This is a genomic window from Oligoflexus tunisiensis (genome assembly GCF_001748245.1).
GTDB lineage: Bacteria > Bdellovibrionota_B > Oligoflexia > Oligoflexales > Oligoflexaceae > Oligoflexus > Oligoflexus tunisiensis.
The window spans coordinates 5610133-5631371 of record NZ_BDFO01000001.1 but is presented as its reverse complement, the minus strand read 5'-3'; the positions used below and the strand labels follow the sequence as shown (position 1 = coordinate 5631371).

The following is a 21239-nucleotide window of genomic DNA, read 5'->3' as shown; positions in this document are numbered from 1 at the left end:
GACGGAAAATCCCTGGAAAGAATTGCATCATCCTTCCCAGGGAGCCCTGTTCACGTCCACGAAAGTGGACATTCGGTGATGGATGTCCAGGTTTCGAGACGTGACAGCTGCGGGAAGAAAGCACCGCGACTGTCATCCTCCCCGGTTGGGCGCATGGGAAGGAGTGGCATCATGTTTGCTCCCGGATCCCGCCATGAGCAAAACCTTTGGTTTAACCCCTCGCAGAGTTGATGATCCTCCATGAACGCAAACTTCTCCATCTATCGCCTGGCGCTTTTCCTGTTTCTTCTCGTGGGTGCGGGTCCGCTGTCCGCCCAGGATGTTCCGGCAACAGCTCCGTTACCGACAAGGATCGACGTGGATCCTGCTTCCGGGACAGCCTCCATCCTGCTGCCTCTTCCCGGGCTGCCCGGTCGCGCGGACTGGACACCGCAGCTCGCGCTCAGCTATCAGCAGGACAACCGGAATCGCAACCAGGGTGTTGGCGTCGGCTGGGGTTTGACGCTCTCCTCGATCCAGGTGGAGCGTGAATTCGGAACACCCCATCCGTTTTACAGCCAGAATGTGAACAGCCAAATCAAGGACACCGCCTATCAGCTGAGCCTCGATGGAGAGGTCCTGCGCTTTGTTCAAAGCCCCGGTCCTGAAGGTGATGTGGAGTATACAACCGAAGCCTTCAACAGCCGTCTGCGCATTCAACGCTTCGATCGGCCCTTTGACGTCGAACTCCGTTCAGCTGACGGCAGTCTGGAAAAGAAAAGAATCAGTTCGGGATTTATCGTCCAGTCGGCGGATGGTCTGCGTCGGGTCTACTCCGGCGATCTCACGGTTGCGGAAGGCTATCTCGTGACCAACATCGCGAGCCTGCCCGAAATTCAACGGAAATTCGTGAGCCGCTGGCCCCTGGTCTATGAAATCAAGCCCGATGGTGACTTCATTCAGTACGATTACTTTGTCGATCAGGGCCGCAGCTATCTGAAAGAGGTAAGTTTCGCCAGCGGTCGCTCCCGTTATGTCTTCCACTGGCGGACCTTGTCGGCCGGACCTGTGAGCTTTGCCTCCGGCTTTCGTCAGGAAGGCCGGATTGTTTATACCGGACTGGTGGCCTGTCTTGATCAACAGCCGCAGTTCACCTGGCTTTTCTCTTTTACTGATGCGGATGACACAGACCTGCAGCCGCTGTCCTGCCTTCGGGAGGAAACGGAGTCGGATTCGGAAACGGGCTTTGTGTCTCGACGCCTCGCGTCCGTAGAGGACGGGACTCTGGGCACCGTCCGTCGCCTGTGGCATCAGGCTCTCGTCTGGTTGAATTCCACCTTTTCCTGGAACGCGGAGATTGAAACAGTCGAAAGATTCGCGGATTCCAAGGACGCTGCTCTTCATCTACGCCGCATCCATCGCTTCGGTCAGACGGTGGGACGCCTTGATGATGAACGAATCGCCCGTGAGCCGGACATCACGATTCATTACCAAAGCTGGCAGGCCCCCCAGGAAGGAATGTTGAGCGAGCTGAGCACCGCAGGGATGAACGGCTTTGGCCTGAATGGCAACGGCGAGCTTTTTGATGCGGATCAGGATGGTTTGCTCGACCTGGTGGTATACGACAAGGGCAGGAGTATCAATCGCGTTTTCCGGAATCAGGGCAAGCCGGGAACTGCGCATGAATTTGTGGAGGGGACTCCATTCACGGTGCGGCGCCGCACAGCATCGGGCTTGCAGGTCTTCACGCCCCAATTGAATGAAAGCAGTCAGACCTCACGCATCATGCGCAGTGACATCAATGGAGACGGTTGGGAGGATCTGATTGAGATCGCCAGCGATGGAACCTGGACCGTCTTTTTCAATCGTAGGCCATTGGGTGCCGATGGCTTTGAATCCACAGCATCCAGGGTGAAACTCGAAACCCCGGGCCAGACACTGGATCTCAAGGTTGATCGCAGCTTTTTCGTCGATGGACGTGGTCATCTCGTGGACATCAATGGTGACGGCCGACCGGACATTATCCATCCGATGCGCGGCACCGATGGCAAGGCGCGGTTTCAGGCCTATATCAATAACACCCGCAAAGGCGCGGAAACGGTCACCTTCATCAGCCGCACCTATAAGTTTCCCTTCAGCACGACCGAAACCGATCTTCTGGCCCAGCCCGAATATCGACTGCTGGATATCAACCAGGATGGTCTGATCGATCTGGTGCGCATCGTGGCCCTGGCCACCGGATCCAAGGGCCTTTGCCTTTATGAAAACCTGGGACAGGCCGCGATGAACTCCGCGTTCCTGTTTCGCGAGGATAAGCCTTCCGCGGGCGTGACATGCGAGGATCATGCCTTCCATCGCTTCGAAGATCTTGATGTGAACAGCAGCGCCCTGGTCGAAGCCATCAATGGGATGTTGATCCTGGACCTTGATGGCAACGGTGCCATGGACTTTGTACGCCTGAATGAAACCAATCAAAGTATCGATTACTGGCTCGGATACACGCACCAAAGAGGTTTCGCGACCCGGCAGTCGATGCCGTTGCCAGGCCGCATCAAAATCACAAAGAACAAGTACAATACCCAGACCGCTGACATCGATTTGGATGGCTACGATGAGATCCTGCTTTGGAATGTGGACAGCAAAACTCTGCAGACGATCGACCTGAATATTGCGAACGGCGCTCAGGTACCCGCCCTGGGTCTGCTCACGCGGCTGGAAGCCGACAATGGATCCATTCAAACTCTGGATTATGACACCTATGCCGCCATCCGCGAGCAACAAAAAAGTCTGCCGTCACCCCGTCGGATGCAGCCTCTCCCCCTGAATTTGACACTGGTTACGCGTCACACGACAAGCACACTGAATTATGAGGATCCTTCCCAGCCGCGATCCCATGATATGGCTGAATACCAATATGGAAGTTTCCAGTGGGACCCCGAGCGGGGCCAGCCGCTGGGGACTGAATTCGTGCGTGTCTTTAAACCAGGAACCCTCCGGCAGGGTCTGGTGGTGGAGCAGGCTCAACTGGAGACTCTGGATTTTGGTCTGGGTTTGACAACTCTTGAGCAGCGTCGCTACCTCGGCCGCTTTCCGAAGCTCACGGAAAAGGCGAACCTGCCCTGGGATGCCGGCAGGGAGGCAAGTCTTCTCAACTTTCTCGCCAGTTCGTCCCGCAGCGCGTTGTGGTTTGAAGATGTGTATGGATGGGAAGCCCCCGACCGCAAAACCTTGCAAATGGTGCATGAGGCATACAGCCTCACAGGCTTCCCTGCAACCCAGCCCGGTGACAGTCGCAGCTTTAACACGGCCCATTTTAAGCCTCGATATTTTGTTCAGCATGACAGCACCAGCACCGTGATCTGTGGAACTGAAGATCCCGACTGCCAGGATCCCAAAGAGGAAAAAACCACCTGGCGTTATGATTCCAATTTCCGTGTGCATAAGAGGCTCCTGACGCAACCGGATATCAAAGCACCTCGTGATCTGACTCTGCCAGGCCGCACGATAGAGACGGAGTTTCTCTATGATGAGGCCTCGGAACGTCTGGGCATCCTGAATAACGTTCGCCACAAAACGGTTCAAAGCCTCCAGAGTCATTCGGCAAAGCTGATCAGCCGCTACAAGGCGGACTACCATCCTGAATTTGGCCTGCCTCGAACGGAGACAAGCGAAAGCTTTATTTTCGAAGACGACCTCAACAAAATTCCGGCCCCTCTGCGTGAGCATATCAGCCCCCAGATGAATCGGACCGTGACAACGAATTATGAGGACACTCATGGCTTCGCCGTGGTCACGTCCATCCATGATGATATCGGTCTGATCGAATCCTATAGCTATGGGCCGGCGTCTCTGTTTCGATTGAAAACACAAAACGCCGCAGGGCATAACACCTATCAATGCTTCTCCGAGCAGGACTGTCTGATCCCCGATCGTCAGGGTCTGCAAACCCAACTGCCGGCTTCACCCTTTCCCGTTCTTCTGCAAAACGCCCAGGGTTACTGGACGCGCATCGATCGAGATGGGCTCGGCCGACCCTTGCAGGTCCGCGGTGCTGTCGGCGAAGCTCAGACCTTCCGTTACATTCCGGCTTCCTTCGAACGTCCCTTCGCGGTGGAAACCATGACCCATGAGCAGGGTCAGGATGTTTATTGGCAAAGAACAGCCCAGTTTTTCGATGTCACGGGCCATCTGCTGGCAGAAATAGTCGATCGTGCCGATGAACCCGCCTGGATTCACGCGCAGCACGGTTACTCCCGTCGCGGTCAGCTGGTGTGGGAAGCCAACCCTTATCAGTCGGCTGAGAAATATTCTGAACTCGTGGCTCATGGTCGCAACCTCCTGACGGGTGAATATCCGGGCAGCCGTTCCATGTTTGATGCCTTGGATCGCCTCACCCTGAAGTCGTCCCCAGGTGAAGCCGAAATCACGACCTGGCAGTACCCCAGCTGGGGTCAGGTGACGATCGTGGAAGGCGGCGAAGGTGCGAGAACCCGGACTGTGATCGCCCGTGATCCCGCCGAGCCTGAAGGCCTGATCGATGAAGAGGATCATCTTCATGTTTACATGAGAAACGAAGCGGGCCTCCTGCAGGGAATCAAAAGCCCGGAGGACCGTGAACCGCGCTCGTTTGTGTTCGATACCCGAGGCCAGCTGGTGGCCAGTATCCTGCCCGGCATTCGCACGGAACTTCTGCAGCGTGACAGCCGGGGCCGTGCGATCCGATCCTGTACTCTTGGCTTTGATCAAAAGGATCTGAGAGTCATTGAGAGCAACTTCGATGGGATGGATCGGCTCACGCATATTCGCAGCGGCACGGGTCAGACCAGTCGTCATTTGACAGAATTTTATTATGATACAGTCACGGATCCCGCGGGCCGTTCCCTGCAGCTCGACGGTGCTCTTCTCGGTACGCGTGTTTACGATCCCGTTCAGACCCTGGATACCTTCGATGTCTTCGAACGGGATCGTAAAGGTCGCGTGACATCCCATGAGACGTTTTATCTGCAGGCCGACGGTTCCATCGCCCACAGATCGCAGGAAAGCTGGGATTACCGCGCCGATGATCAGCCGATTCGGGCTACCCTGAACAGCACCCTGCAGCTGCAATACGGTTATGACGCCAGCGGGGAATTGAGTGAACTAATCGCTGATTTCGAGAATGGAGAAAATTTATCCATCCTGGCTGAAGGACGCTGGTCCCCTCTTCTTCAGCTGGAAAAAGCCTGGTTCGGTCCCCAGCGATTCGTGGGAATCTGGCAACATGATGATCAGCAACTCTGGTTGAATTCCCGCCTGCTTTGCCGGGACGATCCTGGGCCTGATCAAGCCTGTCGCGACACGGCCTTGATTCATCACGAAGAGTATCAACGCTATTCCGATGGCATGGTGAAATCCAAAGGCCGACATGCTTATGCTTATAACAAAAGGAGAGAACTCACGACCGCCTGGCAGCCTGCCCTGGATGAGCAGTGGCTGCTGTCGCCAGCCGGGCACTTTGAAACCTATCAGGGCCGGACCCAGGAAACTCTGCTTTCCTCGAACCGTTCGCCCATGCTGCCCCGTGTGGCGGCTTCGAAAAAACTTGAGCTGGATGCTCTGGGTCGCGTCATCCGCTTTGCGTCGCAAACGGCCAGGTATGATGAGCAGGATCGGCTGCTCGAAACTCAAGGCGACAACACCACCACATTTTATGGCTACCATGCGGATGGCCGCCGCAGTTACAAACGGATCCGCGGCGTCGATGGTGTGGAACAAACCGTCTATTTTCCAAGTGATCAGCTGATCCTCGGGGCTCAGCAGCAGGTTACCATCCAGCTGCCTGGGGGGCTGGTTGCTGAAATCGACTTGAGTCGACGGACCCTGCATTACCTCGTCCTGGATGCTGTTGGTACTCCGGAAAAACGTCTGGATGCTGCGGGTCAGGTCGTGGAAACGTGGGAACGCAGCGCCTATGGTCAGCTCCTTCAGGCAACACCGGAGCCAGGACCTGAAACAGCTCTGGCGCCACTCGCGTTCGCAGGTCATCGTCTGGATCAGGAAACGGGCTGGATCAATATGGGCCGCCGGATGTATATTCCCGAGCTCGGCCGCTACCTGACGCCCGATCCCTTGTTCCTCTTTGATCCGGAATCCTGCGTCAGCGCCCAGTGGCAGGAATGTGAGCTTTATACCTACGCCGCGAACAATCCAGCCGCCTTTGACGATCCTTCCGGTCTAAGTCTGGCCGGTCGTGTCGTCTCAACCGTGAAAAATGCAGCGAGCCGTGTCGTTCACAGCAGTTCCCGCCTGCTGCGTCCCTTCAGGCCAACTCTGACTCACAGGGCGACGGCCGGATCGCATCAACGTGGACTCATGCAGGATGCGGCCAAACAAAGGGCCAGCTATCTGTCCAAAGTTTCCAGTCTGATGGCGGCCGCCGAACGCATGAAGGCGGAAGGCAAGTCGCCCGAACACATTGCCCGCGTGACCGTGGAGGGGCGCAATGCCATCAAGCTCGAGGTTCGGGCTCAAGGCAACTGGTTCCTTGCCAGAGCTGCTGATATTCGCAATATTGTGAAGTATGGAAACCGCGCCGGGCCCTCCGCGGATCGCCTCTATCAGAAATATGGAAGCTGGGAAGAGGTGACCCGGGCCGCGATGCGAACCAATAGCACGATCAACCGATTGACAGGGAATGAATGAAAACTGTCCTGCAGCATTGGAATGTGAGCTGGCTCAAGGTCATCCTCACCGAAAACGGTCAGTTCAGCCTCTGGAAAGGCCTCCTTTCCAAGTCCAGGCCGCAGGGCCAGGCCTTTCGGGTGGATGGGGCTTGGTTCGCCCTTTATGCAAAGGATGGTTCGCTGCGCTTTCGCAAAAACTCGGAAGAGTGGACCGTAAGCGAAGACCTGCAGTGTGCATATGAACGTTCGTCCGATCACAGCCGCTGCTTTATCCTCAAGCTGCAGGGCCGCGAAGTTCTGCGTCATCGCTATCGGGCGGTGGCCAGCCGCGGTCTTCGCCAGCTGGATCCGACCTATGATCAGACGGATGAAGAGCTGGAGGATTTTTTTCTGTGGGCTGCGCGTCTTCTGAATGACAGAAGCTGGCAGGCGAACATGCTGAAAGCTTGGACAGTTGCCCCTTGATGTCCTGGATCCTGGACCTTGATCCTGATCGGGGTCCTGAAATCTGCACAAAGCGTCTCTCCCTTCTCACGAAAAGCCATGAATTCCCCTCAAAATTCATTCCCTGACCCCTGGCACATCGATTGCTTTGCGGCCAGACATGGAGACTGTTTCGGCCATTGCTTAGGGAGCCAACATGCTAAAGAAAGCCTTTCTGTCCATCATGGCTTTGGCCATGATGGGTACGTCCTGTCATTCGGGGAATCCCGATTCAACCACCAAGGAGTCCCCTCCGCCTTCTCACAACCTGGGGCAGGCTCTTATCGATTCCACTTTGCTCGAAGTGAGAATGTTTCAAATCTCCGGCGAGCGCAGTCAAGCTTTACAGGATTTACCGAAGAGCTTTCCCGTCCTGATCATCAACCAGAAAAAAAAGGCCGCGGATGGTACAGAAAATTACGAGCCGATCGGTTTCGCCATCAATTGCAAGGGGCGGGATCCGCGCGCGGTGGTCAACGCTTTCGGTGAGGCCTTTCTCGAAACCGATCATCCCGAACTCATCACGGAAGAGGAACTCGAAGCCCTGTTTCAGGTGAGCCGCCAGCCCATCCTCCGCTGTGATGCGCTGCAAGGAAGTCTTCAGACCACCCCGATGTTCAGTCAGGTCTTTCGGGTGATCGATCAGGCCGGAGGCAAGGTTCATCATCTCGTGCGCTTTCATGCCGCAAGTCCCCTGGATAAGCGCCTCTTTGAAATCGGCTGCCAGAATATTATGGATGCCTTCGGCCAACCCCAGGGCGGCTCCATTCCCGTCCTAAAGGAAAGTTTGAAGGACCTCCCCGGCGCGGATGACCCCGGCGCCTTGCATTGCTTCAACACGGCAAGCGCCCTTCCTCATAACCTGTCCATTCCTGTGCATCCTGCGGAAGAATATCCTTTCGATGCCCGCCTCTATCGGGTTCAGGATAAGGAACTGGGACTATTGCGTGTGCTCCTGACCGGAGGGAAGGCCTTCCGCCTCAATTGCTCGGCTGCGGACAGTGAGCTGCAAAAAGCCTTTGGTTTTCCCGAAACCGGCAAACTGGATACCATCACTGTGGATGATGAAGCCTTTGCTGATTATCTGAACGGCAGGATGGAAGACCAGCCCGTTTTCCATTGTCCGAGCGTGTCCCGGCCGGAATTTGCCAGCGATGCTTATCGCATCAGCAATCAGGGCCATCAGGATCCGCAGGCCGCTCTCCGTAATCCTCTGATGCGACTCAAAACGGCTGAGGACACCCTGGTGCAGTTTAGCTGTGACACGGCTGCCCGCTTCTTTGCCGGAAGGTTGATCGATCGGCTGATCACGGAACCCGGTCTTCTGCAAAACATGACGCTTGAGTCCAGAGATTATCTGGTTCGCAAATATGTTCCGGGTCAGCTCAAGACCCGCAAATATCGCATCGGTTGCGCCAGCGACGCGATGGGTCCCAAACCCGAGGATATTCAAACAGCCTTCCAGCAGGTCTTCGGTGTCAGAGCGAACGAGGCGTGGATCACCCAGAAGGCTGCGGAAATCAAAGCCCAACTCAGCAGCTTTCACCTTAAGGACATCGTGAACTACTTTGTCCAGGGTATGGCGATGAGCGAATTCGAGGTGAAAAATATTACCGAACGCGCCTTCCGCAAAGCCAAAAACCGGGAAGCCTGGCCCGAGGAAAAGGCTTTCTTTGCCGACTGGATTCTGCAGCAGAAAAAATTGCGACCACATCATGATGAGCTGGTCGCCTATCTGGGTCGCGTCAAGGAACTTTCGCGGGAGGAGCTGATCCGTTCTTATATGGATGTTATGAATAATGCCTCCGCGGACGGTATCGCCTGGTGGGCCGGCGAATTCATGTCCCATCCGGATAAAACCTATACCTATGAGTCCGTCGTCTCCTCGCACATCTCCTGGCTCATGTTGGATGAAAACACAGGGGCACTGGATCATATCATCAGGATGGCTTATAAAGCGGCTCTTCAGTGGGACATTGACTCCACGTGCCAGGAAAAAATCCGGAATTGGATCAAAAAGGATCGTGTCGTCCGCGCCCACTACAAGGAACTGATCGGTTTCATCAAACAGCGTGCCCTTGAACTTATACCCGGTCCGCATGCTTACTTTGAGGCGTTGCGTACCACCAATTTTCGTTTCACCAACAACTGCCGTGGCCACATCGATCTGGTCCTGCGACTCGTCACGACCAGTAATAGATGGGAGATCAGGAACTTTACCGTGGCCCAGGGAGCCACCGTTGCGATCGATAGCAACGGTCGCTATGTCCATTGGTTTGCCCGTTCACCCGCCACGGGCTTTGAATCCTGGGGCGATCGCCTGACCGTCACTGACGTTCAGGTTCCCTATCAGAACGGCTGGAAAAAGACCTATCGCTACGATCTTAAAGGTGGGGAAGGCGGCTGGGCTTCCCAGTCTGTCCAATGCTCTTAAAGAAAGGAAGGCTATGAAAAGGATTTTGTTTTTCCTGATGCTGGCGGCTGGCCCCTGGCGGGCTCAGGCGGAAGGCTGGAGCTGCTCGTCAGCCTCACTCCCTCAGGAATGCTCGAGTTCCGCGGTCGATGGGGTCAGTGAGCCGGCGGAGCATGCCTGTCTTCTGCGCCTCTACAGCTGTGGAAAGTATGAGCAGGTCATCCAACGGGTCGGAAGCGCCGAACGCGGTTTGAACAAGACGCAGAATTATTTTATGGGCGTCAGCTACTTTGGTCTTCTGAATCGGGTGCGAGCCCAGAGTCTTCGCTGCCATTACATCAAGGCCGCGAAGCAGCAGCTTGACGAGTTCATGGACGCCGTGCAGGTGGTTTGCACCGACCCTTCCGACGCCACAACCTGTTCCCGAAGTCCCGTGAGCTACGGAACGGATCGCGACATCGACATGATTTATCATGCGACGCGGGTGCAGGATGTGCTGAAGAACGAAGGACGCTGCGCGGAGTCGGCCCACACCGAGGCATCGATCTATCGTTATGCGCGGCATTATACCAACGATATCTTCCGCAGCTCCGTGCATGGAGTGGCCTCAGGAAATGATGCCGTCACCCAATCGATCAACCTCGGCCTCAAGGGGATTCAGGAATCCTTGAATCTTTTTGTGACCGAAGCCAGCAAACTCGAATCGCGCTATAGCCAGTACAGCATCCTGATGGAGCAGGCCGGCAAGGATCTGGAGGAGATTTCTCTCTTTCTCCGCAACACAGCCTTGTCTTCGGATATTGTGGCCGTTGAAATCAAGGATGGTCTGGCCCAGGTGAGGGTCGACGACAGCAAACTCAGCGGATATCTCGACAGCTATGATAGCCATCTGGAGAACGCAGGAGCCATCCCGCTGCGGCAGGCGGAAAAAAGCCTCGATCAGTATTTTGAGAAAAATACGGTGTATTACGCCGACATTCGCGATGAAAACCTGAAACGTGTGGACGACTACCTGATCCGCTCCGCGCTCTTTAACAACCTGTTTCGTTTGGATGGTGATGTGAAGGACAAGCTCCAGCAGGCGCAAGGCACCACTCCAGGGGCCTCTCAAACGCTCAGCTCGGTGCAGCAGGTCCTGCAGGAGTATAAGACCGCCTTCAAGAACAAGGATGAGCCCTGCAACATGGTCTTTCACAAAACCAAATGGCATTGCCTCAATTAAAGGGACAGCAACATGAACTACCTGGCAAAAATATCGGGCTGCGCTCTGGTCCTCGGAGGCTTCCTGAGCCTCCAGGCCCTGGCGGCAACACCCCAGATGAAATACACCGCGGAGGAACTGCAAAAATCCTGGGAGCAAGTCTATGCTGCAGGCGGGGATGACCCCCTTTTCCAAAGCCTTATGGATGATGTTCTCAGCCGGGAACTGCTCGTCCTCGGGGCTCAGGACCTCAATCTGAACGGGGATGCCAGTCCTCGGGCTGTGGCGGCTGCGGCCCAGGGTGATGCCGGACAGGTGGTGAATTACTTTCCGGTGAAAAGCCTGAACGCCGATCAGGGCCGCCTGCTCTACGGCAGTCTGCATAAGATCGAAGGGCTGGCACAGAAATATCAGCTCCACGTGGGAGCCGTCGAAGATCGCAAGGCACCCGCTGACTTCAGCCAGACTCTGATGAAAAGACAGAACGGCCTGGATATCGAACGCTTTACGGCGAATGTTGTCCTGTTTCTTCTGGCCGAACGCATGAATCAAAAATGCATGTACTACAGCCGGGCGCAATCCTTCGCCGAGTCCCTGCAGGATCTGACGATGGATCAGGTTCCCGATGGCTGGGCCGGCTATGCGAGTGGCGTTCAGCATTTCATACGTGATGCCTCGCGTGGTTTTGCCAGAATTCCGGCTCAGCTCTGCCGCTTTCAAACCAAACTCAGCCGCGCTGAGGATGAAGCCATCGTCAAAAGAAGAATTGAAAACACCCTGATCGAAGCGATGAATCGGGCCATCGAAAAGCACGACAATGTCATCAATAACCGCAAGGATGATTTGCAGGCCGTCGTGAGCAAAAGCCATGTGGCCATTCCCATCGACAAGGTGTCCGCATTGAATCGGGGCTTCCGCGATACCAATAGCCTCCTCATGATGATCAAGAGCGACCTTCTTCTTCTGTATACCGATAACGGCACCACCAAATCCCTCCTGAAGAAGATCGAGGAAAAGATCAATAATATGGGCAGGGGCAGCGATCAGATCACGGTGGCCCACCAGGCTCTGGACAAATTTGAAGGTGCCCTGAAACCTTTTCTGAATGACCTTGAAAGCGTTGCCCGCCTGCCCATGCTGACGGCCGAACAGAAGGCCAAGGTCAGCGTCTGCCAGGATATCTCAAAGATCCTCAGCTCGGCACAGGACGCAGCGAATGCCGCGGCCAATCAGGAAAACTTCAACCGCTGCCTCATGGCGACTGCGGAGCTGTATAAGGAGGCACGGGAAACACTGGTGGATGATCCGGCTCAGGTGGAGCTGTCAAGCAAGGTTGCGATGCTGCTCTCCTATTTTCAAGCCCTTAAAAGCGGGAATTGATTATGAAACGATATGTGCTGATAACCCTGTTTCTTGGTCTGATGGCAAGCCATGCTGCGAATGCCGAGCCGAGTGCTCAGGATCCGCTGACGGAAGCCAAACCTCTCTGTGATTCCCGTCATGTGACGGAAGCCCGGAAATTTATCAACCGCCGCATTGCTCTTTTGAGTGTCGCGCTCACTCATGCGGATTTTAACCATATGAGCGCCTACTCCTATGATATCGAAAGCTGGCTCCTGAGTTGTGTTCCCCCTGCGAGCATGACCAAGGAAACGTTCCAGGGACAGATCTGCGATTCCGAATGTTTCGCGAAACGCGCGGAAGTTTTTCTGTTTATGGTGTCTGAGCTGCCTTATATCAGCAATGGCAGCAAATCCCGTCTCGAGAAAGTCAACATGGAGCAGGGCGTTCTCGGCGGGCTGAGGATCGTGGATCAGGGCCTTTTGCAGCTGTCGCGGATGAATTTCGGCAGCCATGAATTGCCCGCGGCGCCTGATGAGAAGAATGGAGGACGCTCGGAATCCTTCAATAACTTTCTACGGCAGCAGGCACGCCTGACCGCAATCAAGGCCCGTTTGATACTGGCTCATGGGGACAGTCTTTATCAAAGCATATCGCGGACCCGTGCTGAAACCCTGAAAATGCGCCTTCTGGGCGAGGACGTGACCCAGCAGCTGGCCGGCAACAACGGAACCGAGACGTATTTTGCAGCCAAAAAGTACGAAGACGCTTCCTGGGTTATCCAGGAAGCTCTGATCGACCTCCCGAATACGGACGCCTTTGCCAGCGAGTACTTTGAACTCTCCCGCCTGAAGAACGACACGATTGAAAGACTCCGTTCCATTCAGAAGGGAAACCTGTTTCTCAACATCGATCCCGAGGTCTTTACCACCAAAAAGTCAGAGGATCTGCTCCAGAGTCTCGCGGCTCAGCTGAATTCCATCGCCGTTCTTGAAGACCGGGTGGATGACATCATCAAGAGCTGGGAGGCGGTGAAGCTCGATGAAGACCGGCGCGGCATGGAAAATCAAAGAATTCGTGACACGCGCAGTATCGAGCTGAAAAGCTATGAAATAGCCCAGCTGCATGAAACCGCCGCCTCCATCCAGCGCAACTTTGAAACGGCCCTGTCGGAAAACGACCTCAAAGGCCGCATTCTGAGCAAGCAGGCCGATATCCTCGAACGCAACAACGCCATCAATCGCCTGCAGCTGGAATTGGCCAAGGCCAAAAAACAGGCGGAAACGCAGCAGGACCTGATCAAAAAACAGGCTGAAGTGGATCTGACGTCGCTGGCTCGCGACTCCGCACGTGAGAAACGCGATGAATACCGCTGGATGATCGATGTCAACCTGTCGAACCTGAACCTTGCTCTGCAGATCGAACAGCTCAAGTCTGAAATTGATAGTCTGGAGCAGCAGGTCAAGATTCGCCGGACGGATTCCCAGGCGCTGGATAAAACCATCGCCGCGCATGAAGCTGACATCAAGGCCCATGATGCGAAGATCAACGAGCTGAACAACCTGATCGCCAAATTTCAAAAGTCCAGCACCGAAGTTTATCAGGATTCCCGCAAACCGCTGGTCATGGGGATCTGCGCTCTCATCGCTCAGAAAGCACGCCTGAAGGGTTCAGCGGACGGATTTAGCGACAGCGATGGAGGGGGCTCCTGCCCCACACCGTCCGTGCAGGTTTCGGAAGAGGCATACTGGAGGAGCCTCTTGCAGATGCGCCGGGAATTTTTCGGTGAAAAGGGTGAAAAGCTCACAAAAAATATCAGCTCCCTGCGTCAATGTCTTTTGACCGCGCCGAGTGCCGTACCCGGTGCAGCCTCAGGATCGAATCCTTGTGCAGCTTTCGGTTCTCTCGAAAAGATCGCGCGTGAAACCCATGAAAAGGAAATGGCGATCTTTGAACAGGTGGAAAAACCCAAGTTCGAAGAGAGAAAGCGCATCCTTGAGGAAAATCTTCGGCTCCTGAAGACCGCCATGGTTGGTCTGGGTGTCTCCAAGGGTGCGCACACGGTGATCACCTCGGTGGCCGGAGCCTTGCGCACGGCGGCGGCGGGCATTCGCGTCACAACCGGTGTCGCAGGCCTGGGGCCCATGCTGACCACGGAAATCGATCTGGGTGAAAAAGCCAAGTCGGCCTATGACGTTGCGATGGATATCTGGAATGGGATGAATGAGATTGCCCAGATGGAAGTCAACTATGCTTCGGAAGTCAAAGCGCTGGAACGTGCCAAGGCTGAACTCGAGCAGCAGCTTGAAGCCACGATCAAGCAGTACAAACCGGGCAATCTGAAGGAACTCGTCATGAACCGTACCCTGGCCGATATCACCGGTCAGGATCTGCAGCTGCAGAACGAAACCATCACGATCATGGCGGATGCCAGCAAATTTCTGATCGAGAAGGATTTCCAGATGAGCAATTTGGATGCTGAAGCCCAGCGCATCGACGCCGAGATCAACAAGATCAAACGCGAACTCGACAGGATGAAGTCTGAAAACAGCCTCACGGCTTTCGATATCAAAATGGTGCAAAGCCAGATCGAACAGGAACAGCATCAAAAAGCGTCACTGCGAGCCGCCATCGAAGGCCTTCACATCCAAAAGAAGGGCATCGACGTGGATATCCACCGCCTCGCGGCACTCGTGACCAATGCGGCCAAACGCAAATCGATGGTTGAGAAGACAGCCGATGAGGTCAAGGATCTTCAGGCCAAGTCCAATGCCGAACAGCAGATCATCCATGAGCTGATGACTCAGCTTCAGAATAAGATGAGTCTTTTGACGGCAAGCCAACTGAAGCAGGTGGTGGAGATCTTGGAGTCGGATACCGAGAGCCTCACGGCGCAAATCAAGGGTCTGGCCCGGGAAATCGCCAGCATCGAGGAGCAGATCGAGACCGTGGATAAAAAGGCGCTTGATCTGACAGCCAGTATGAAGGCCGGTCTGGATGAGATCGCCTCCGCGATCAGCGTCAAGCGCCAGGAAATCCTGGCCCTGGCGAAGAAACCGGATTCCTTTGATCAGCAGAGGGAAATGTTCTTCGCCTCGCAGGTCGTCGCAGCGGATCTGACGCGCGGAGCCAATGAATATCTGCGCGCGAAAAAGGAAAAGATGCACTATGTGAATTTCCTCTACAACCTTTACCGCAGCCGGCTTAATACCCTGGCGACGCTGAAAGGCAAAGGCCAGCAGGAGGACCTCGTTCCTTATATCCTGAATTACGAGGATTTGATGAAGGCCGTGCAAAACTGCTCGCAGCTGACGGATCTTCCCTTCCACTGCAGCAGCGATTCCCTTGCCTTTGATGAAAGCCCGGTGGTGGTCCGCAAGGCGGATTTCATCATGCCCGCGGACAGTGGGTTTATGCAGGAACTCCTCGGCAAAGGCCGTGCGCGCTTTGAAATCACGCATGAAGCCATGCCGCCCGGAAACAGCGCGCACTACGAGGACTACATCAAGCAGAATGGTTCGTTCATGCAGTGGGAACCTCTCATCATGCGCACCTACTATAACATGAGCGTGGTGAATATCGTCCTTGGTCTGGAAGGCCCGGGACTTCCCGATGGCAAGGATCGGAACTGCGATCCGAAGGTCATCGTCCGGCATCTCGGCTTTGGCGTGCGCTATCTCCCGCTCAGCAATGCCCAGGGTGAGGCTGTCCCGCAGTTGGCGGTGGATGCCGCAAGGGTCGATGTTCTGAGTCCTCATTTGGATGAATCCATGTTTAAAACCTATATGAATTTCTTCACGAATGGCGACAGCATTCCTGAGGAATTTGTGGATCCTCAAACCCGTCAGCCCCGGGCCCTGCGTTATCTGGGAGCTCCGCTGGTCGGAACCTATGAGGTGGCTCTGGATGCCATGGATCCTTTGACGATCAAAACCTGTTTTGAAAAGCGCAATTTGAGAATTGGCTTCAACTTTACAACTCCTTTTTCCATCTAGGATGAACCCATGAAGTCTTTCATTCCGCAACTCTGCATTGTTCTGAGCCTTGGGAGCGCCACCGCGTCCCTTGCTCAGTTTAATGAGGAAATCAATCTGGCCTTCAGGCCGGAACGAACGCTCATCCCGGCACCCATTTCCGATCGCAGTCCCGATAAGGCCTGCGATGATACCTTGGTCGAAACCCTGAGACTCCTGGGCCGTGTTCCGAGCGATACAGAGGACACGCCGAAGGCTCCGATCGGTTTCATGAAGGCGCTTTGCCTTTATCATGGCCAGGCGGAAACCCGGGAGGCCAAGGAAACGCTGATCGAACTCTTTCAAAAAAGCACGATCCGCAATCTGGCTCCCGCCCAGAAGCAGGTGGCCTCTCTTTTTGAAGGGGTCCTGCACTGCGATCTGGCCCAAACGATCCTGAGCGAGCCCAAGGCTTTGGCGAACCGGCTGCAGCGCACCCGTTTCTGTGCTCACCGAACAATGGCTCGCGAGGCGTTTGGGGATATCGATTGGGCCGGTTTTCAATTGGAGTATGAAAGCCCTACGTCACGGGACAGCGTGGATGGGTTGATGGAGAAGATGGGGCAGTGTGGCAATGATGTGCTGGCTGATGTTCATGACACCAGCTGTGGTGATTTCACGGCGCTATCCGAGCAGGAACTAAATGTTCTTGCTGAGCGCGCCGCCCTTGAAATCATGGCTCATTATATCGATCTTAACCAGGATCCACAGGATCCTGAACTGGAAAAAAAGATCAAGGCGCAGATTCCTCCCTATTCCGCGATGCTGGCCCGCAAGGTTCTCATGACCCGGGATACGCTCAACAAGAGCAACCTGAACTTTGATGCGATGATCGACCACAATATCAGGCTCACGGCCTCCGTTGGTGAACTGGAAAGGATCTATGGAACCTACGACAGTGAAACCGGACTTCTGGATGCATCCGGAGCCTATCCGAGCCGCGTGGCCGCCCTGCAAAAAACCTATCTCGATCTGATCAACCGGGCTCAGACGCTCTATGATCTGGCGGACAAGTGGGAACGCGGACTTTACACCGATGACGCTTCCGGTCAGCCGCACAACAAGCTGCTCGATGTCACGAAGCGACAGAGTGAAATTGGAGCCCAGATGGAGTTTCTGCTGGGCAAAGGTTCCATGACGGGGCAGGAGGATGCCTCACTTCCTGTGTTGGTCGCGAAGATGACCAGCACCCTGCAGGCTCTCGGTCAGGATCGTGAGGAAAACAGTAAAAAGCTCACGCGGGCGCTCTGTGCTCTTTATTACTGCGAAATTCGCGCCAGGGATCAGGAAACGGAATATAAAACGATCTGTTCCTCCACCAAAGTCACAGGAACCAATCTGATGATTTACGAAATCAATCCGCTCTGCGAGGTGCCTCAGTCGTCACAGGCCGGCAACCTTGCCTTGCCGGGTGGCGCGCGTCGCGTCATGGACATCTGCAAGGACGCCGGGTTTCCCGCAGCCTACCTTGCGGGTGGCGTGATGCCGACGGCCCAGGCCCAGCAATGCATGAAAGATCCCGCGGCCTTTGACACAATGCTATTTCCCAAGACATCCGGGAGCTGAGATCCATGAGAATCATCCGATCGCTCGTCATGCTGACTCTTATGCCCTGCCTTGTTCATTGCAGTGAGCCTTTGCCAGGTGAGCTGCAGAACACGGAAGGCCAAAATCCTTTGTCGTGTCCAGGAGCCCTTGAGGCTCCGGATATTGCCCTCTATCATGAGGCGGATGCAACCGATACAAATGCCCAGCCGGGACTGCGGAAGCAGTTTGTGGTCACCGCCCTTGACAGCGCCTGCGCGAAGCGTCAGGTGCTGTTCGAAGGCTGTGGGGAGGAGTCGATCCAAAGTCTCTTCGGCTATTATGCCACGCGCCCTCGGGTCATGAGTGCCGAGGAGATTCGCCGGTTTGATGAAGGAGACAGAAAAACCGTTCCAGCGTTTACCTGCAGCAGCGACTTTACGCCTCTCCAGGATCAACAGGGGCGTCCTGCCGCGATTCATGCCGTGAGCGGAAAAGGTGGCTATGGAGCCATGCAGATCGGGAATCCGTTGGACGTCACGCGTCCGACTTATGTGGTGGCTCCGAACTCCTGTTTTGCCTTGAATCGAAAACTGAATATCGCGAAGTGGGCCGCCCAGCTTGAGCGGCCTGAGGATGCGATTCTGATCCCATTCCGTCCGGAAGCGGATGCCCTCACTCTTCAGTTCAGCTGTGCGCATGAGAAAAAGTCGGCGTCTGATAAGGAAGGCTGGGTTCTGACCCGCAGTGTGATCGGTGACAGCCAGACGACCTGGTTTTTGCGCTACCTTTCCAAGGAACCCGGCAAAAGTCTTTATTTCATGATCTATCGTCTGGATGGACAGGAGTCTTTCAGTCCGGAGCAGGCGCAGGCTTTTGAACAGCAAATGAGCGAACGCCTGGGTATTAAACTTACAGATATAACCTTTGAACCTTTAGGCAGTCCGGAAGAGAAGACGCTTCTGCTCGACTACTGCACCAGCGACTGCGAAACCTTTCAGCCCCAGCACATGGACCTTGCCGGAGAGCCCATCCTGATGGAAGCGGCTGGGGATTCGCGTCTGCACCTTGTGCCGGTCAGCAATCCATTCCTGGATACCGAATTTCAGGTGGAATTGACCGGCCGCCGTGCCTTCAAGTTTCGCGCCTGTGAAGAGGCGATCGATGACTTCAAAAGCAGGCTTGGATTTCAACCCGTGGAGGGTGTCAGCGAGTCCTGGGAAAATCGCCTGAAGAAGGGGGCGGAAAGCACCGCGAATTTTGAAATGATCGACGTGCCCTGCTTTCAAAAAAAGCCGGTCTGCGTGCGATCCATTCCAGCCGGAACGGATCTTTCCACGAGCATGACGAATACCCCGGGCAGCGTGAGTTCCTATATCAGTCGCCCCAGCACCGGTGTCTGCTCCCGGGCGAGCGAGCTGGAGCTGCGGCTGGAGGGCGATGCTTTTGTGCGCGGCAATGCCTTGACCCTGGGCAACACCTCAAGGTCGCACTTCACGAAGATCACTCTGACTGGCAATCCACAGGCCAAAATCACGCTCGCTTTGGATTGCAACCGGATCACCTGTGATCAGCAGACTCTGGTGGCTGTGCAGGCTATACCCAACACACTGGTGGAATTGAAGGGCCTTCAGTTCGCGACGATTCATGATCCCTTGAAAATGAAAACAGTGGCTGTGCGTGGTCTGGGCACCGGAGCGGAGACAGGGGCGCTGCGGGTTCATGAAGTAAATATCGGCGGGCCTGAAATGGGCGAATTTCACACCGGCCTTTGGCTGGAGAATATCACGACCTATGCCGCAAGTCTGAAGGTGCAAAGCGTCATCGAAGCCATCCACGGTCAGGGTGGGCAGCTTGCGCTGATTGGCCGCCGCCGTCCGGGTGAGATTCGTGCAACCGATGCGCTGTCCTTGAAGGTGATCCCTCCGCAAAAGATGGAACCCGGAACGCGTCGGCCATCACTGAATGTTCTGCGCGTCTTGAATCTCACGGATGTGCGCAGCTTCCTTTATGCCACGCAGTTGGATGGGCCCATGGCCATGGAACTTCAAAACAGGACGGAGGGTCCATGGACCACCACGTCGTGGTACATGGATGTGAGCAACTCCTATGCGCTTTATCAGACCGATTCCACAGCGATCCTGACCAAGGGACCCCAGCAGGCGCACTTTTATTTTCCCTGGGTTCATGATGTCGCGCGCCTCATCAGCTTCGGTGGCTCGAACAAGGGTTTGCCTCAGTTGAAGTTTGATCTTTTTGTGGAATCGAGCTTTGTGCTGGACCGCGATACGCCCATTGAGAATGACTACCGCGGCCAAATCAATGGTACGGCGGCGGGTGATTTGAACATCTGCCGCGATGAAGACAACGAGGATGGCTATTGCTTCCTCTCGTTATGAGGGCACGCCCATGAAATTTTCCAAGTTCCGTCTGTTCGCATTGGGAACAGCCGTCCTGGTCGGAGTCACCTGTATGGTCTGGTATTTCCTCGCGAAACCCAAACCGGTGCCGGTGGCTCTCAAGGTTCTGCAAACCCGCGCGGCATCCGAAACGGGTGCGCTGCAAACGCTGTTCGATAGCTATGCCAGTGAGCATCCTCAGCTCAGCATCACGGTGTCCTATGTTGATCCCAGCATACTGCGGGAAAAGGCCGGAACCGGATTTCTGCCGGATTTCGATGTTCTGGTCACGGATCAAAAAACGCTCGCCGTTCTGCAGGAGCACAAGGAGCTGGTGGAGTGGGCGGGTGATCCGGAAAGTGCCGCGAGCCAGGTGGACCTCCCATTCTATGAGGAAGGTTATCTGCTGCTTTACTACAACAAAAAGCTCGTGAGGACGCCGCCCGAGACCTGGCAGGAGCTTGTGGCTCAAACCGTAGTCCAGGCCAGCCCAAGTCAGAAGCGTTACGGCCTCGCCATGCCGGAAGAGGCTTTTGCGCTCCTTCCCTTTATCAGTCGGGCTTTCCTTGGTGACCAGGGGACTCTGCTCGAAACAGTGCAGGAGGGTCTTGTGAGGGAAGGCATTGAAACCGTTCGAACGTTGCGGCAGACCTTTTCGTTGACCCCACGCGACTGTTCCGCGGAATGTTCCGTTCGCGTTTTCCTGGGCGGTCAGGCGCCTTTTGCTCTGGCCGGCGAGTGGCGCTGGCGGGACATGGCCAGGCAGTTAGGCCCCAACCTCGGCATGGCGCCTCTGCCACGCCTCGGCAGTGGGAAAAGTTTGAGTGCTCGCACCACCGTTTTTCTCGCGGCCTCCCGTTCAACTCATCAGGATAACGTTTCCATGCTGTTGGATCTGAAGAATTATTTTCAGAGCGCGGAAGGAGCAGCTCGTCTTTTTTCTCAACTGGGCAAGCTGCCGAGCCCCTACCTTTCGCGCACGGTGGAAGCCGATGATGCGCAGGCCAGAAGCCTGATGACGATTGTGCAGGAATCGAGCGTTCGGGTGGAGGAGGAGACCTATCTGCCACTCCTGGCTCGCTTAAGGCCAGCCCTCGAGGAATATCTCGCTGGGGTCATCACAGCGTCTGAGCTGATCGAACGACTCGGGCGACCGCAGCCGGAGTCTTGAAATTCGCTGCTTTCGCTGAGCCCGTCCGGGCTCGCTGTCTGGCCGGGTGTCCC

The 21239-nt window shown here is 55.4% G+C and carries 10 protein-coding genes; 9 read left to right on the top strand and 1 reads right to left on the bottom strand.

What is annotated here, in order from left to right; translation table 11 throughout:
* Positions 1 to 50: 50 nt before the first annotated feature.
* Entirely contained in the window at positions 51 to 173 is a 123-nt protein-coding gene (locus OLTU_RS32965; protein WP_281181247.1) for a hypothetical protein, read from the bottom strand.
* 67 nt (positions 174 to 240) lie between these two features.
* Between OLTU_RS32965 and OLTU_RS23220 the strand changes: the two genes are divergently transcribed.
* The 9 genes from OLTU_RS23220 to OLTU_RS23180 all read left to right on the top strand — a co-directional run bounded on the left by OLTU_RS23220 (position 241) and on the right by OLTU_RS23180 (position 21186).
* The gene (locus OLTU_RS23220; protein WP_141735136.1) at positions 241 to 6660 is read left to right on the top strand and encodes an RHS repeat-associated core domain-containing protein; all 6420 of its coding nucleotides are present in this window, start codon (positions 241 to 243) and stop codon (positions 6658 to 6660) included.
* On the top strand, positions 6657 to 7106 hold the full coding sequence (locus OLTU_RS23215; protein ID WP_141735135.1) for a hypothetical protein: 450 nt from the start codon (positions 6657 to 6659) through the stop codon (positions 7104 to 7106). The genes OLTU_RS23220 and OLTU_RS23215 overlap by 4 nt, the downstream gene beginning before the upstream one ends.
* 175 nt (positions 7107 to 7281) lie before the next feature.
* A complete protein-coding gene (locus tag OLTU_RS23210) occupies positions 7282 to 9558 on the top strand; it encodes a hypothetical protein (protein ID WP_141735134.1) in 2277 nt (758 codons plus the stop codon).
* 13 nt (positions 9559 to 9571) lie between these two features.
* Positions 9572 to 10759 (top strand): hypothetical protein, encoded by a 1188-nt coding sequence (locus OLTU_RS23205; protein ID WP_141735133.1) that lies wholly within the window; start codon positions 9572 to 9574, stop codon positions 10757 to 10759.
* A gap of 12 nt (positions 10760 to 10771) precedes the next feature.
* Positions 10772 to 12118 carry a hypothetical protein gene (locus OLTU_RS23200; RefSeq protein ID WP_141735132.1) on the top strand — a complete coding sequence of 449 codons (1347 nt, stop codon included), beginning with the start codon at positions 10772 to 10774 and terminating at the stop codon, positions 12116 to 12118.
* Positions 12119 to 12120: 2 nt separating this feature from the next.
* Positions 12121 to 16074: a coiled-coil domain-containing protein gene (locus OLTU_RS23195; protein ID WP_141735131.1), complete on the top strand. Its 3954-nt coding sequence runs from the start codon at positions 12121 to 12123 to the stop codon at positions 16072 to 16074.
* 9 nt (positions 16075 to 16083) lie between these two features.
* On the top strand, positions 16084 to 17658 hold the full coding sequence (locus tag OLTU_RS23190) for a hypothetical protein (protein WP_141735130.1): 1575 nt from the start codon (positions 16084 to 16086) through the stop codon (positions 17656 to 17658).
* A 5-nt stretch (positions 17659 to 17663) separates the two neighbouring features.
* Positions 17664 to 20015, top strand: coding sequence for a hypothetical protein (locus OLTU_RS23185; protein ID WP_141735129.1), 2352 nt, complete (start codon positions 17664 to 17666; stop codon positions 20013 to 20015).
* A gap of 10 nt (positions 20016 to 20025) precedes the next feature.
* The gene (locus OLTU_RS23180) at positions 20026 to 21186 is read left to right on the top strand and encodes an extracellular solute-binding protein (protein WP_176736885.1); all 1161 of its coding nucleotides are present in this window, start codon (positions 20026 to 20028) and stop codon (positions 21184 to 21186) included.
* Positions 21187 to 21239 lie beyond the last annotated feature (53 nt).